Consider the following 12,392-nt stretch of genomic DNA (forward strand, 5'->3'; position numbering starts at 1 on the left):
AGTTTTTTGTGCTGAGCCAAGGTCAGTGCGGGTAGGGCTGAAATTCACACCTTTCGGGAGGGCATGGCTATGGTCGATGTAATCTTGGAATCAACAATAGAGTGTCCAAACTGTGGCCACCAGAAAACCGAAACCATGCCTACCGACTCATGCCAGTATTTCTACGAGTGTGAGTCTTGCCATGTTTTACTAAAACCCAAGCATGGAGACTGCTGTGTTTTTTGTTCATACGGCACAGTACCGTGCCCGCCGATTCAGCAAGGGTCAGGGTGTTGTGCTCCTGGCCCATAACAAGTCGCAGCAGTATGCGGCCGATGGCCGCCGGACGCCCTTTGCGTGGCTCCTTCGTCGCCACTCCAAGGTCGCCGCTGTGCTTCGGCGTTATGTGGCAGATCGTGAAGGGATTTGAGTGACGGAAAAGTTGACCGAAGCGAAGGAAAAGCTTTTAAGCACGGAGTATCCGCGTTGGCGCAACCTGCTGTCTTGCGCGATTCTCGTGCTTCTCACCACGGGTATGGTTTCGGGTTGGTGGTATGCCTATTACACCACCTCTGACATAGAGTGCCACAAAGGTATTTTGTTTTTCTCAGCTGTGTGGCTGGCGGTGCAATGGGTCGTCATTGGATATTTATACCGCTATCAAAATATTCCCGCGTTTGCTCGCGGTGCGATCAAGTTGCTGATATTGCTTGGTAATGTATGGTTTGGGCTTTTCATTTTTTCGCTACAATCATGTGCCCAGTAGTCCAAGCACATAACCAGTGCAGGCACGGCGACGCCCACTACATTGCGCCTTCGGCTCCATTTCGTGGGCGCGCATGCTGCAAGCGTTATGCATAGGAAGCCATGACCAAGTTTCTGCGTAGAATATTTCAGGACTCGATCCGATCAGGTGCAATCTGGAAAGCCACATTGTTGAAAAACCTGTTCACTGTCTTGGGAATAGCAGTCAGCGTAGTTTGGTTGCTCGTTTGGGGTATAGACCTATTTTTTGCCAATACCACCTGGCCCTACGTCAAAATAGCGTCTGTGGTAATTGGTTACGGGGTGCCGTTAACTAATATGTACTACGATCACCTAAGACTACAAAGGCGAGTGCGTTTTCACCGATTCCTTCGCGAATCGCGGCGGCAAGTTCAAAATGCATAACAAGTACAGGCAAGGGACGCTCCTTTCGTCGCGCCCCTGCTGTTGGCGTTATGTGAGAAGTAATGAATGACATCGTTGATAAAATAATGGACCGCTCTCAATGGCCGACTTTTGAGGATTCGGATCACCTCTCGGATCTCGATAGTTTGGCTGATGATGCGAACGGCCTTGGCACCTTAGAGGGTTATTTGGCTGCCTTGGCTATTTACCATCAGTTATGTGATGAGATGGCAAAGTTGCTCCTTAAGGATTCGCGATTTTTTATCCAGCTATCTTGCTATCCCTTGGGAATCGAGTTTCCAAAGTCAAAGCAACAAATGGCAGGGCAAACTTTGGCTCAATTGGAGTACGCGGTGGAGTTCGAAGGTAAAGAGGAATTCATAGAAAAATGCCGCGATCTCAATGCATTGAGGAATAAGGTGTTTCATAGCCTAACTAAAAAAACCTCGCTGCCGGAGTTAAAAAACAAGTTAAGCCGAGTAAGCGCTTTGTACGAAGAGATATTTGAGCTTTTCTCTGCCTCCCATGACTGGTTTTGCCTCTGTTTCAAGGATTTCCGTAAAGATGTTTTTATTGATGAGATTGAAGAGAAGAACACATAACCAATACGTCTACGGGACCGGTTTGTTTCGCAGCGCTCCACAACCCGGCCCGTTACGTCAGCGTTGTGTTATTAGAGCAACATTGAGGCAGTCACATGTCTAACGACAACCCTGAGGACAATAGCTCAGACATCGCTGGTATCAAGCCAGCGGCCAAAGCCATCGAGGCGGCGACGCTCAAGACCGTCGATGGTTTGGGCAAGTTCTTCGGCGCGATCTGCATGCCAGCCGCAACAGAGTTCGGTTTGCTACTTAGGGATCATATCTCGGCGTATCGCCATAAAAACTTGGAAAAAATCGCGGCGAAAACTCAGAAGAAAATCAAAGATCAGGGTATCTCTGCATCTGGCGAGGCAAACCCTCGACTGATAAAGGAAATTCTTGAGGAGGCATCGTGGTGTGAAGATGACGCCATCCAATCGATGTGGGCTGGGCTGCTTTCAGTTGCTTCAGGTACAACTTCGGCTGCCGATGACTCGCTGATCTATACAGATATTCTGAAGCGGCTTACTCCGTTTCAGGCTGCATTCTTAAATAAAGTCTATTGGGATCCAAGGTGTTGTAGTGTAAAGCCGCCCATCGGCTTCAAGGAAGATGATGCTTTTTATCCTGAAAACAAGCTCATATACTCGAATGTCGAAGTGCTGAAAATGTTCCCGGGTGATCTCAGCACTATTGTTCCAATCGCTTATCGCACACACGAAGAAATCTTGAGCTCCGAAGAAGACCATGGCATAGCAATATCACGGTTTCGACCTCAGATTGAGGGATTAAAAGTGCTTGGACTGATCCAGGATGTGAAATTCCTGAACGCTCAGAAGGATGGTGTGTATGTATTCCCAAACCTGAAGGGGCTCGATCTGTTCATGCGCGGTCTGGGGTACAGTATCTACCCGCTAGAGGCCTTTTTGTTGACGTTGCAGCATTGGAACCGAGAGCAAGGCATTGACCCGTTCACCTACGAAAGAACATAACAATTCGTTTCAGTTCGTTTCGGACCTCGCGGCCCTCCACCGGACAGCCTTGTCGCCGCTTCGCTCTGCCAAGGCTGCCGCTGAACGTCGGCGTTAGGCTCAAAACACTATGAACAAACCTGTGACCCAGTTTATCGTTAGCATTCTGTTTATTGTGGCGCTTTGCCTGGCGATAAGAGCAAGCGAAAGTGATTTGTGGGTAGGAATATCGATTGGCTCCTTCGTCTTCCTTGGCCTCCCTTTTCTGATCCTTAGTTGGATTGATTTTGGTGATCACTTGAGAAGCCTGAGAACCACCTCAATGCCTCTTCAGATATTGATTTTCATTTTTGGGATTCCTCAGGCGCTGTTCGGCTTGGGATCTTTGGGCATAGGAATCGGTATAGTCCTTTGGGTGATATACAACAGCTTTATCGAGCAACAAGAAGAATACTCGGGCGGTTTCATGACCTTGGGTCTAAGCCCAATGTTTATAGGCTTTGGACTTTTCCTTCTTTTATCTGCATTCAAGCGGAATAAAGGTGTGTAGCTTTAGCCTAACAAGTGCAGGCAGGGCGACGGTTTAGTCGTTGCTCCTTCGTCACAACAACTAAACCGCGCCTGCTGCAGGCGTTATGTGGCAGTTCGTGAAGAGATTTGAATGATGAAAAATTTGACTGAAGCGAAGGAAAAGCTATTAAGCACAGAGTACCCGCGTTGGCGCAATTTGCTGTCTTGCGCGATTTTCGTGCTTTTCACGACTGGTATGGTTTCGGGTTGGTGGTATGCCTATTACACCGCCTCTGACATCGAGTGCCACAAAGGCATTTTGTATTTCTCAGCTGTTTGGCTAGCTGTGCAATGGGTGGTCATTGGCTATTTATATCGCTATCAAAATATTCCAAAATTTGCTCGGGAAGCGAACAAGTTACTGATATTGCTAGGAAATGTATGGTTTGGTTTTTCATTTTTTCACTACAACCGTGCACCCAGTAGTCCAGGCACATAACCAGTCATTCAAGTACGTTCCGGCCCTGCGGGCCTCCACCGGACCGGTTTTCCGGCGCGGTTGCGCCTCCAAATCGGCCGCTTAATATTGGCGTTATGTGTTCCGTATCGTCGAATCAAATGTATAAAAGGAAGTGTTGTGCTTGGCCCAGACATAGATCAGTACAGAGATGATATAGACAACGATGAAGGGTTGGCGGCCAAGCGTCGTGCGTTGGTTATCGTTTCTCTGTTGCTTTTGGCGTTGAGCGTGAGCGGAGCGTCAATCAAGGAAGCGAACACGTTCATTTTTCGGATTGAGTTTTCAAACCATGTCGGCTTAACCTATCTTCTTGGTGCCGCAGTGATATTTCTGCTTCTGAGATATTACGCTTATGCTCAAAGCTACCACAGCCAACTGTTTGATTTTTGGTCAGCAAGACTGCTGAATGATTATAGAGTGTTCTCTTATAACTCTGCTGAAGACGAGGTTCAGGGACTGTTGGGCAAGCGAATAGATATATGGGGCGGTGATGAGCCCGGTATCCAAGAGCCACGGTACAGAAAAGTGGGAATGCTCAAAAGGAATATCGTATACACGTCCGAGGGCGAGGACGATCAGCATGGAGCGTACAGCTACAATGAGAATATTGAACTCAACAAATATTCAGAGACTTGGACTAGAAAAGATTTCCGAAAACTTCTCAAGTTTGAGATCAAGTATAGAGTGGAAGCCATTCTAAAGCATCGCGAGTACCTGGATCTTATGTTTCCGTATCTGCTAGGAATCGCTGCAATTATTAGTTTGATTATCAAGCTCTACCAACAGTGATCACATAACCAGTGCAGGCACGGCGACGCCCATTCCATTGCGCCTTCGGCTCCATTTCATGGGCGCGCATGCTGCAAGCGTTAAATTTTTTGCCGCACCCTCATCGACTATGCTGTAATACGTTGTAGTCGTCAAACTCGAGGGTATAGTTATGAGCGTCACCACGGTTCGCCTTCAAGCAGAAGTGGAACAGCACCTGGAAGCAATTGCTGGCAGGTTGCACCGGAGCAAAGGTTGGGTAATTAACCAAGCATTATCGGAGTACATAGAAAAGCAGCAGCTGGAGCAAGAGCGCTGGAAACAGACCTTGGAAGCAATGGAGTCCGCTGCCCAAGGCAAGGTTGTTGATGCCAGCGAGGTTCACAGTTGGCTTAATAGTTGGGGAACCGACAACGAGCAGAGTGCACCGAGGTCAGGTAAGTGAAACTGGTTTACACGGATGAAGCCATTGAAGATTTAAAGCGCCTGAGGGAATTCATTGCAGTCCACAATCCATCGGCGGCAGCCCGGATCGCCACCGAACTGGTTGGCAAAATCGCCTTACTCCCTGATTTTCCTAAAATGGGGACGCCAGTTGAAATGGCACCGGTGCCTGGCTCTGTTCGAGATATGGTTTTCGGGAAGTACGTCGTTCGATATTCGCTCCATACCAGTGCCATCATTATTCTCCGGGTATGGCATGGTCTTGAAGGTGAGCGGTAGTAATTTAACCAGGCGCGTCACTCGGATGCCTTTGTCTCCGCTGCGCTGCGTCAAAGTCACCGGTGCGCTTCAGCGTTATGCAGTATTATGGAACTGAGGTTTATATATGAAAAGCGCTAAGGCCGATGCGGCTCTTTATCTGTTAACGGGGCTTCTTCAGCGTCTTGATGCTGAGCGTCCTGGCATGCTTCAGGAAATGATCGCGGGTGTTGAGGGCGATCGGGCAGCACTTCCAGAAAATATTGAGAACAGAGAGCATGTGGAGAATATTTTTGACGAGGCAATGGAATTACTAACCCGTGCCAACACTGCATAACCAGTCAATTAAGTTCGTTCCCGGCCTAGCGGCCGTCCACCGAACGGCTTTCAGCCGCCGCTTTTCTCAGCATTATGCATTTCCGTAAGCTGGAGAAATCAGTGAACCCAATATACGACACTAATAATATTTTCGCGAAGATCATTGCTGGAGAGGCCCCCTGTGTAAAGGTCTATGAGGATGATTTAACACTCGCATTCATGGATATAATGCCGCAGAAGGATGGTCACGTATTAGTAGTACCCAAGGAACAAGCGGTCACAATTTACGATCTGTCTGCAGAAGCTGCTCAAGCATGCATGCTAACCGTTCAGAAAATAGGTAAAGCTCTCGAGCGCGCTATGGGGGTGACTGGGTCAACCATATTTCAGCACAATGGCTCTTCTGCCGGTCAAACAGTGGGGCATTTTCATTTTCATGTTTTTCCAGGTCCATTATTGGTGATAAAAGACCATGGTGTGCAGTTTGAAGAGGTTGGGAAACTTAAAGAGATAGCTGCGTTAATCATTGCACAATTAGAAAGTCCACATGCATAACAAGTGCAGGCACGGCGACGCCCATTACATTGCGCCTTCGGCTCCATTCCGTGGGCGCGCATGCTGCAGGCGTTAGGGAGTAAGGAAACACCATGGATCAGGCAGAATATTGGTACGCGGTAGCCTCAGTGCTGCTGTTTTTTAAGATGTTTGCCATCTCCGCATATCAGGGGTTCCATCGTATCGGGAAGCTGACCTTCAAGACCCCCGAAGATGCAGCCTTCGTTGGTCGTGAGGCCGCCAAAGAGGAGTTGCCTCAAGTTCAGAGAGCAGCCCGTGCCTGGTTAAATGACCTCGAGAACATTCCCATTTTTCTGGGCTTAGGGGTGGCTTACATTTGGGTCGGCGCTTCTCCCGGTTGGGCCGTTTGGCTCTTCCTGGTATTTACGGGATCCCGCTATCTGCATACATTATTCTATCTGGGTGGCATCCAACCTTGGCGAACGGTGGCGTATGCAGTCGGAGTGGTGTGCATGTTCATCATGAGCATCCAGATCCTCGTGGCACTTCCCTAACAATGCCAGTCACGGCGACGGTTACTGCATTGCGGCTGCGCCTCCATTCCGTAACCGCGCGTGCTGAGCGGCGTTATGTGTTGGGACTTTCTAATCGAGAACAATATGCCGTTTAAGTCATGGGATAGCTTTAGGAAATTTCGGAATTCGGTAGTAAGGGAGTCTCGACATATCCAAAGCGAGGAGGCTACTGATTTTCTACACGCTATAATTGTGTCAGGTCAGGAGCGAATAAGGGTGCTTGCGAAAGACACCCCGCTATGGCGGGCCCAACTAGGCCATGATTGGCGTCCGGAGTATGCCGGAGAGGAACTAATTGACTACTTCCCTACCGCTTACAAGCCTGAGCGTATGAAGCCTTTGAGAGATAGTGCGCGAGAGGGGAGGGCCAACCCTAAAGGCATCCCATATTTGTATATCGCTACTGACAAAGAAACCGCAATGTCAGAGGTTAGACCCTGGATTGGCTCGATAATCTCGACGGGGTGTTTTGTAACCACCAAAGAGCTAAAGCTAATAGATTTTTCTGTGGAGCACGGAGAGGAGCAATACTTCTTTTTTAGTGAACCAACCGAGGAAGAGAAGGTTCGAGCGGTATGGTCGCACATCGATAACGCCTTTTCGCGACCGGTTCTCGAATCGGATTCCACCGCCGACTACGCGCCTACGCAGATCATAGCTGAGTTCATCAAGTCAAAAGGCTACGATGGCATCGTCTACAAAAGTGCTTTGGCTGAAGGTTACAACCTCGCTTTGTTTGATCTAGATTCAGCAGATCTTGTTAACTGCACAACTTTTGAAGTGAAATCACTATCCTTGAGCTTTTCCCAAACCGATAATCTCTATTATGTTGATCGGCATGGGAAAAACACATAACCAGGCGGTCAACCGGACGCCAAAAGCTTGCCGCTTTTGGTTCCCTCCGCTGGCGCTCCGGCGCCGGTTACCTCAGCGTTATGCATAGGGAGTAAATGCATGGTCTTCGAGCTACCCGAACCGGAATTGCAAGGCTCTGGGTCATTGGTTGGCTGTATTGAGGGTCGTCGCAGCGTGAGGCAGTACACGAATGCGCCGCTACCTATAGGTGTTTTGTCCCAATTGCTTTGGGCGGCCCAAGGACTAACAGGGCCAGGCCAAAAAAGAGCAACTCCATCGGCGGGTGGCTTATACCCGCTGCATCTACAAGTTGTGGTGCAGCGTGTATCGGAACTTGAGCCCGGTACCTATGAGTATAAGGCTGATAGCCATTCGTTGAAGCTAGTTGGTGACCGTGTTCGGAAAGGGGCAATGCACGAGCTAGGAATTGGCGATCAGCCGTGGTTGAAAGAGGCGGCTATCGTCATTGGGGTTTCAGCGAAACTCGGAGAGGCGGTTAGCCACTTTGAATCTCAGCCACCCCATGGGGAGCGCGGTGCTCGCTATGTATATATGGAAACTGGAGCTTTAGCACAAAATGTTCATCTCCAGAGTACGGCTCTCGGAGTTGGTTGTGTTCTGGTGGCCGGGTTTGATGATGCAGGGGTCAAGGAAACATTGAGATTACCCTCAAACATGGAACCAACTGCACTGCTTTGTATCGGGCAACGGCGGGATATTTAAACAGTGCATAACAATACGCGTCACGCGGATGTCCTTTACGCCGCTTCGCTCTGTAAAGGCCACCGGTGCGCTCAGCGTTAAAGGCCTGGCTGTCGTGTTCTTGGGTATGGTTTTTGGGCGCGGTTCTGGTGGTGGCCGGCAGGCAGAAAACAGCCTCCAGTTTGGCAGCGGTTTTGGCGGCCAATCTGGAGTTCAGGTCGCGGGGCAATCCGCCGAGTTCATCGGGCAACTTCCGCCAATTCGGTGCTCTGGCTCCTAGCGCCATGGGTCAAGTTACTGCAAGGTATCGGGAGTCGGCATTCTGCATTGGGTGCCAATACAAAACAACGGGTAAACGGCCCTTAACCAGGCGGTCAACCGGACGCCATAACCCTTGCGGGTTCTGGTTCCCTCCGCTTCGCTCCGGCGCCCGTTACCGCTAGCGTTATACAGACTAGGGAGAGTCAGAATTGGAGTTAGCAAACGTAGTCCCGTGGGGCCGGTCTTTCGCAGAGTACCAAGCAATGTTCGGATTATCGGAAGATGATTTGAAAAAGCGAATTCTTGGTTGTGGTGATGGACCAGCGAGCTTCAACGTGGAAGCGACAAAGCGGGGGAGCCAAATTACATCTTGTGATCCGGTTTATCAGTTCGAGACGAAGGAGATACGTCGCCGGATTGATGAAGTGTATCCGGACATCATGGCCAAGATGAAACAGGGGGCAGAAAGCTATATATGGGACTCATTGGGCAGCGTTGAAGAGCTTGGCAAGGTTCGGATGAAAGCAATGTCGAATTTTCTTTCTGACTTTGATGCCGGTCGCCGCCAAGGGCGGTACGTACCAGCATCATTACCTTCGCTGCCATTTCCGGATTCTGGTTTCGATCTGGCCCTCTGCTCCCACTACCTTTTTCTCTACAGTGACCACGTAGACGAAGTGGCTCATCTGGCATCAATGCGAGAGCTGTGCAGAGTTGCCTCCGAGGTTCGCGTCTTCCCGGTTATCTCTCTCGATGGACGGGCCTCGAAGCATTTGGATTCGGTCATGACAGCACTATCCGCAGATGGTATTGATGTTTCGCTGCAGGCTGTGAGCTACCGCTTTCAAAAAGGTGCCACTGAGATGTTGGTGGCAAAGCCTGTATAACCAGGCCAGGCACGGCGACGCCTACTACATTGCGGCTTCGCCTCCATTCCGTAGCCGCGCATGCTGGCTAGCGTTATAACGTGGCAAAACATTGAAATTTTATGTTTCTATACAATTTGGCAGGGACTGTTAGTTCGCTTTTCTTTCTTGGGTGCCTGGTTGGTTTGGTTTCTCAGATTAGAAAGGTACGGAAACGGAAAGTTACCGAGGCAAGAGGAACTGAGCTTGGCTACGCGACCCAGTCACTTTCGGTAAATGGTTTCTTCTCAAGCTTCATCGCATTCTATGCATTTTTGCTCTATTCGATAATGCTAGAAGACATTGATTATTATATCTTCTTCACGAGATTGATTGCTTCACTGGCCACATGGGTCGTACTGTTTGAGATCTTTCGGGATCGGTTGTCTCTATCCCAAAGGGCGCCATTTTGGGCAGCTTCAATCGCTTTACTAGTGGCTTTGGGTGCTTTATTTTTTCGGGATGAAGTCAGCCATCTGGGAGAAGTGGCAGCAGAGTCCCTCGCAGTGTTTGCTACACTGATCATTCTTCAAGGCGGGATTGAGCAAATAAGGAAGATATGGCAAGCGAAATGCACCGGCGCGCTATCGCTCCCCATGACATTGATTTTCTTTGCCAAGGACGTGTCGAACGTGTTCTTTGGCATTGTGCTCGGACTTGAGCTTGGTTGGCCTTTGATACTAATGGGGGCTGTCAGCGGTATGTTAAAACTCGGAGTAGCCATTACCTTCCTTCTATATCCTGAGAAGCTGGAGGCAGAGGCCAGAGTCGGCTATCGCCAAGTATAAGCTGGACCGAGACATGTTATAACAAGGCCAGTCACGGCGACGGCTTTTCCATTGCGGCTTCGCCTCCATTCCAAAGCCGCGCATGCTGGCTGGCGTTGGGCGACAAAATGGGGGAGTTGATTCGGCGTGAACAGGTAGTATGATATTGTCATACTCTCCCTGCTTTAGGAGCACAAGGTTATGAGCATGCACCGGAAGACCATCACGCTGACTGAACAGCAAGACGACTGGGTCAAAGGCCAGATTGAGAGCGGTCAATTTGGCAATGATAGCGAGTATATCCGTGACCTCATCCGAAGAGACCAGCAGGCCAAGGAGCGTCTTGCTACGCTGAGGCAAGCGCTCGCTGAGGGTGAGTCAAGTGGGAAGCCTAAGCCGCTCGATATATCGGCTATTAAGGCGGCTGGCCGTAAGCGGATGAAGGCGGCTAACTAGTGCTTAGGTTAACCGTCACGCCGAAGGCTGAATCGGACCTTACCGGAATCTGGCTGTATACCTGCGAAGAAAGGGGGGGTGATCAGGCGGATGTATACCTGGATCAGCTTGAGGCAGGAATGAATCAGCTGATTAATCATCCATCACTCGGCGCTGATTACGCCCATGTTCTTCCCGGGTATCGTAGGTTGCAGGTAGAGCATCACGCTGTGTTTTATCAAGTGCACAAGCCGGAGGTGCTCATTGTTCGTGTCCTGCATGAGGACATGGATGCACCGCGAAGGCTTCTGGATTAGCGGCGGACATCTTTTCTGGCGCAACGCACGGTCTCCATCTAGTTCCGTACCGTTGTCACCCAACAAATAGCTGCACTCGGAAAAATCACTCACTGCGCTCCTGATTTTCCGGTGAGCAAAGCGTTAACCCTTCTAGCCATCCACCTTGCAAAACTCCGTCAATGACGTATATTGATTGTCATGTTTACCATTATCGAAACCCCTACATTTGAAGCGGATGCCAGAAAAATCTGGACCGAGGAGGAGCGAAGCGCTTTCTTCGCCTGGTTGGCAGCCAATCCGGAAATTGGCGACCCCATTCCAGGTAGTGGCGGGTGTAGAAAGGTTCGTTGGTCAGTAGCGGGTTCAGGAAAACGTGGTGGGGTGCGTGTTATTTACTTCACCAGGTTGGCAAATGGTGAGATCTGGTTGTTGGTGATCTACAAAAAGGCCGTCAAGGACAACATACCCGCGCATATCCTGAAATCGATTCGTGAGGTATTGGAAAATGAGTAACGAGACTCTCAGTGCTGAAGAGCTTGGCAACAAGCTGCTCCAGTCCGTCAAAGAAATGAAAGCGGGCAAAGCCGCACGAGTCAATCGTGTGGAGCCCAATGAGGTGGCAGAGGCACGTGGTAAGACTGGCCTGACTCAGAGGGAGTTTGCTGAGGTACTGCATATTTCTCCGCGTACGTTGCAGGAATGGGAGCAAGGTCGACGTAAACCCTCCGGGCCGGCGAAGGCGCTCATCGAGATTGCTTTCCGCCATCCGGAGGTCATCCGGGAAGATCTTGAACTAAGGGGTTAACAAGCGGCTGTTGTCGGACGCGCCTGCGCTGGCGCTCCGGCACGCCGCAAAGCCGGGCGTTAGCTCCTCAGGCCCGACGACTGTCGTTCACATCATCCGCAAGCCAAGCCTTGATTAGAGACTGATAGGGCATATCCCGCTTGTTAGCCTCGATTTTGATCCGATCGAGCAGAGCCTCGGGCAAGCGAAGTGAAATAGTCTTTGTTGAGGGCTTCAACTTCGGCAAAGAAACCGTTTCTGCCTGGCTCCAATCCAGGTAATCGGAGGAGTCATGAGCTTCCCAGAACTCCCTTTCGTCTGCCTCTGTTTTAAATTCAGGCATCTTTTTTGGCGTGCTCATAAACAGCCCTCTCTTTTCGGTGCATGTCGCGAGCGGAAATCACTCGGATCAGCGTGCCGTGCAGCCTTAGTGTGAACGTGATGTGGAGTAACCTCTCATCATCAGTTTCACCAAGTGCATGGAACCGGGCTTCAACCTGGCTGTGCTTGGAGTCCTCCAGCACCAGAAGCGGTTCATTAAAGAAAATTTCTTCCGCTTCGGACTGGCTGACGCCATGCTTCTCCGCGCTTTTGCGAGAGTTGCCTTCGTCCCAGTCAAAGCCAGTAACTTGTGCCCAATTGATCATGAAAGTATATTATCATCATATACGCCGGCGTCAACTAGTGCTAACCAGTGCAGGCACGGCGAAGCCCTTTCCATTGCGCCTTCGGCTCCATTCCAAGAGCGCGCATGCTGCGAGCGTTAAATTA

The 12,392-nt window shown here is 50.0% G+C and carries 23 protein-coding genes; 21 read left to right on the top strand and 2 right to left on the bottom strand.

Annotated elements, in window-relative coordinates:
* Positions 1–69: 69 nt before the first annotated feature.
* From C7H08_RS18325 to C7H08_RS03325, 21 genes are all read left to right on the top strand, one after another.
* Positions 70–291 (top strand): GDCCVxC domain-containing (seleno)protein, encoded by a 222-nt coding sequence (locus C7H08_RS18325; protein ID WP_106669738.1) that lies wholly within the window; start codon positions 70–72, stop codon positions 289–291.
* Complete coding sequence (locus tag C7H08_RS18135) at positions 215–409, top strand: hypothetical protein (RefSeq protein WP_165793920.1); 195 nt, start codon at positions 215–217, stop codon at positions 407–409. Before C7H08_RS18325 ends, C7H08_RS18135 begins: the two co-directional genes overlap by 77 nt.
* A complete protein-coding gene (locus C7H08_RS03230; protein WP_106670344.1) occupies positions 410–745 on the top strand; it encodes a hypothetical protein in 336 nt (111 codons plus the stop codon).
* Between the two features lie 466 nt (positions 746–1,211).
* On the top strand, positions 1,212–1,751 hold the full coding sequence (locus C7H08_RS03235; RefSeq protein WP_106670345.1) for a hypothetical protein: 540 nt from the start codon (positions 1,212–1,214) through the stop codon (positions 1,749–1,751).
* Between the two features lie 95 nt (positions 1,752–1,846).
* Positions 1,847–2,725, top strand: a complete 879-nt coding sequence (locus C7H08_RS03240) for an Abi-alpha family protein (RefSeq protein ID WP_106670346.1) — start codon at positions 1,847–1,849, stop codon at positions 2,723–2,725.
* Between the two features lie 109 nt (positions 2,726–2,834).
* A complete protein-coding gene (locus tag C7H08_RS03245; protein WP_106670347.1) occupies positions 2,835–3,254 on the top strand; it encodes a hypothetical protein in 420 nt (139 codons plus the stop codon).
* A 111-nt stretch (positions 3,255–3,365) separates the two neighbouring features.
* Positions 3,366–3,713 carry a hypothetical protein gene (locus tag C7H08_RS03250; RefSeq protein ID WP_207768281.1) on the top strand — a complete coding sequence of 116 codons (348 nt, stop codon included), beginning with the start codon at positions 3,366–3,368 and terminating at the stop codon, positions 3,711–3,713.
* Positions 3,714–3,851: 138 nt separating this feature from the next.
* Positions 3,852–4,523, top strand: a complete 672-nt coding sequence (locus C7H08_RS03255) for a hypothetical protein (RefSeq protein ID WP_106670348.1) — start codon at positions 3,852–3,854, stop codon at positions 4,521–4,523.
* Between the two features lie 151 nt (positions 4,524–4,674).
* Entirely contained in the window at positions 4,675–4,947 is a 273-nt protein-coding gene (locus C7H08_RS03260; protein ID WP_106670349.1) for a CopG family ribbon-helix-helix protein, read from the top strand.
* Positions 4,944–5,225, top strand: a complete 282-nt coding sequence (locus C7H08_RS03265; protein WP_106670350.1) for a type II toxin-antitoxin system RelE/ParE family toxin — start codon at positions 4,944–4,946, stop codon at positions 5,223–5,225. The genes C7H08_RS03260 and C7H08_RS03265 overlap by 4 nt, the downstream gene beginning before the upstream one ends.
* Before the next feature lie 106 nt (positions 5,226–5,331).
* Complete coding sequence (locus C7H08_RS03270) at positions 5,332–5,541, top strand: hypothetical protein (RefSeq protein WP_106670351.1); 210 nt, start codon at positions 5,332–5,334, stop codon at positions 5,539–5,541.
* Positions 5,542–5,642: 101 nt separating this feature from the next.
* Entirely contained in the window at positions 5,643–6,077 is a 435-nt protein-coding gene (locus C7H08_RS03275) for an HIT family protein (protein ID WP_207768282.1), read from the top strand.
* Between the two features lie 92 nt (positions 6,078–6,169).
* Positions 6,170–6,592, top strand: a complete 423-nt coding sequence (locus tag C7H08_RS03280) for an MAPEG family protein (protein WP_106670353.1) — start codon at positions 6,170–6,172, stop codon at positions 6,590–6,592.
* A 237-nt stretch (positions 6,593–6,829) separates the two neighbouring features.
* Entirely contained in the window at positions 6,830–7,468 is a 639-nt protein-coding gene (locus C7H08_RS03285) for an RES family NAD+ phosphorylase (RefSeq protein WP_207768283.1), read from the top strand.
* Between the two features lie 99 nt (positions 7,469–7,567).
* Positions 7,568–8,191, top strand: coding sequence for a SagB/ThcOx family dehydrogenase (locus tag C7H08_RS03290; RefSeq protein WP_106670354.1), 624 nt, complete (start codon positions 7,568–7,570; stop codon positions 8,189–8,191).
* A 503-nt stretch (positions 8,192–8,694) separates the two neighbouring features.
* A complete protein-coding gene (locus tag C7H08_RS03300) occupies positions 8,695–9,318 on the top strand; it encodes a class I SAM-dependent methyltransferase (protein ID WP_227663184.1) in 624 nt (207 codons plus the stop codon).
* Between the two features lie 101 nt (positions 9,319–9,419).
* On the top strand, positions 9,420–10,124 hold the full coding sequence (locus tag C7H08_RS03305) for a PQ-loop domain-containing transporter (RefSeq protein ID WP_106670357.1): 705 nt from the start codon (positions 9,420–9,422) through the stop codon (positions 10,122–10,124).
* Positions 10,125–10,304: 180 nt separating this feature from the next.
* Entirely contained in the window at positions 10,305–10,559 is a 255-nt protein-coding gene (locus tag C7H08_RS03310) for a type II toxin-antitoxin system ParD family antitoxin (protein WP_106670358.1), read from the top strand.
* On the top strand, positions 10,559–10,855 hold the full coding sequence (locus C7H08_RS03315; RefSeq protein ID WP_106670359.1) for a type II toxin-antitoxin system RelE/ParE family toxin: 297 nt from the start codon (positions 10,559–10,561) through the stop codon (positions 10,853–10,855). Before C7H08_RS03310 ends, C7H08_RS03315 begins: the two co-directional genes overlap by 1 nt.
* A gap of 180 nt (positions 10,856–11,035) precedes the next feature.
* Positions 11,036–11,350 carry a transcriptional regulator gene (locus C7H08_RS03320; RefSeq protein WP_106670496.1) on the top strand — a complete coding sequence of 105 codons (315 nt, stop codon included), beginning with the start codon at positions 11,036–11,038 and terminating at the stop codon, positions 11,348–11,350.
* The gene (locus C7H08_RS03325; RefSeq protein WP_106670360.1) at positions 11,343–11,642 is read left to right on the top strand and encodes a helix-turn-helix domain-containing protein; all 300 of its coding nucleotides are present in this window, start codon (positions 11,343–11,345) and stop codon (positions 11,640–11,642) included. Before C7H08_RS03320 ends, C7H08_RS03325 begins: the two co-directional genes overlap by 8 nt.
* Before the next feature lie 67 nt (positions 11,643–11,709).
* Here the strand turns inward: C7H08_RS03325 and C7H08_RS03330 are convergent, their stop codons facing one another.
* A complete protein-coding gene (locus C7H08_RS03330) occupies positions 11,710–11,982 on the bottom strand; it encodes a BrnA antitoxin family protein (protein WP_106670361.1) in 273 nt (90 codons plus the stop codon).
* Positions 11,957–12,268 (bottom strand): BrnT family toxin, encoded by a 312-nt coding sequence (locus C7H08_RS03335; RefSeq protein ID WP_106670362.1) that lies wholly within the window; start codon positions 12,266–12,268, stop codon positions 11,957–11,959. Before C7H08_RS03335 ends, C7H08_RS03330 begins: the two co-directional genes overlap by 26 nt.
* Between the last annotated feature and the right edge of the window lie 124 nt (positions 12,269–12,392).

This window comes from Marinobacter halophilus, from assembly GCF_003007685.1.
GTDB classification, from domain to species: Bacteria; Pseudomonadota; Gammaproteobacteria; order Pseudomonadales; family Oleiphilaceae; genus Marinobacter; species Marinobacter halophilus.

Bases quoted from the DNA above. Each gene is read 5' to 3' on its own strand.
- C7H08_RS03310 (WP_106670358.1), top strand. From the start codon at position 10,305: ATGAGCATGCACCGGAAGACCATCACGCTGACTGAACAGCAAGACGAC.
- C7H08_RS03300 (WP_227663184.1), top strand. From the start codon at position 8,695: ATGTTCGGATTATCGGAAGATGATTTGAAAAAGCGAATTCTTGGTTGT.
- C7H08_RS03335 (WP_106670362.1), bottom strand. From the start codon at position 12,268: ATGATCAATTGGGCACAAGTTACTGGCTTTGACTGGGACGAAGGCAAC.
- C7H08_RS03305 (WP_106670357.1), top strand. From the start codon at position 9,420: ATGTTTCTATACAATTTGGCAGGGACTGTTAGTTCGCTTTTCTTTCTT.
- C7H08_RS03270 (WP_106670351.1), top strand. From the start codon at position 5,332: ATGAAAAGCGCTAAGGCCGATGCGGCTCTTTATCTGTTAACGGGGCTT.
- C7H08_RS03260 (WP_106670349.1), top strand. From the start codon at position 4,675: ATGAGCGTCACCACGGTTCGCCTTCAAGCAGAAGTGGAACAGCACCTG.
- C7H08_RS18325 (WP_106669738.1), top strand. From the start codon at position 70: ATGGTCGATGTAATCTTGGAATCAACAATAGAGTGTCCAAACTGTGGC.
- C7H08_RS03240 (WP_106670346.1), top strand. From the start codon at position 1,847: ATGTCTAACGACAACCCTGAGGACAATAGCTCAGACATCGCTGGTATC.
- C7H08_RS03325 (WP_106670360.1), top strand. From the start codon at position 11,343: ATGAGTAACGAGACTCTCAGTGCTGAAGAGCTTGGCAACAAGCTGCTC.
- C7H08_RS03250 (WP_207768281.1), top strand. From the start codon at position 3,366: ATGATGAAAAATTTGACTGAAGCGAAGGAAAAGCTATTAAGCACAGAG.
- C7H08_RS03235 (WP_106670345.1), top strand. From the start codon at position 1,212: ATGAATGACATCGTTGATAAAATAATGGACCGCTCTCAATGGCCGACT.
- C7H08_RS03330 (WP_106670361.1), bottom strand. From the start codon at position 11,982: ATGAGCACGCCAAAAAAGATGCCTGAATTTAAAACAGAGGCAGACGAA.
- C7H08_RS03290 (WP_106670354.1), top strand. From the start codon at position 7,568: ATGGTCTTCGAGCTACCCGAACCGGAATTGCAAGGCTCTGGGTCATTG.
- C7H08_RS03245 (WP_106670347.1), top strand. From the start codon at position 2,835: ATGAACAAACCTGTGACCCAGTTTATCGTTAGCATTCTGTTTATTGTG.
- C7H08_RS03280 (WP_106670353.1), top strand. From the start codon at position 6,170: ATGGATCAGGCAGAATATTGGTACGCGGTAGCCTCAGTGCTGCTGTTT.
- C7H08_RS03320 (WP_106670496.1), top strand. From the start codon at position 11,036: ATGTTTACCATTATCGAAACCCCTACATTTGAAGCGGATGCCAGAAAA.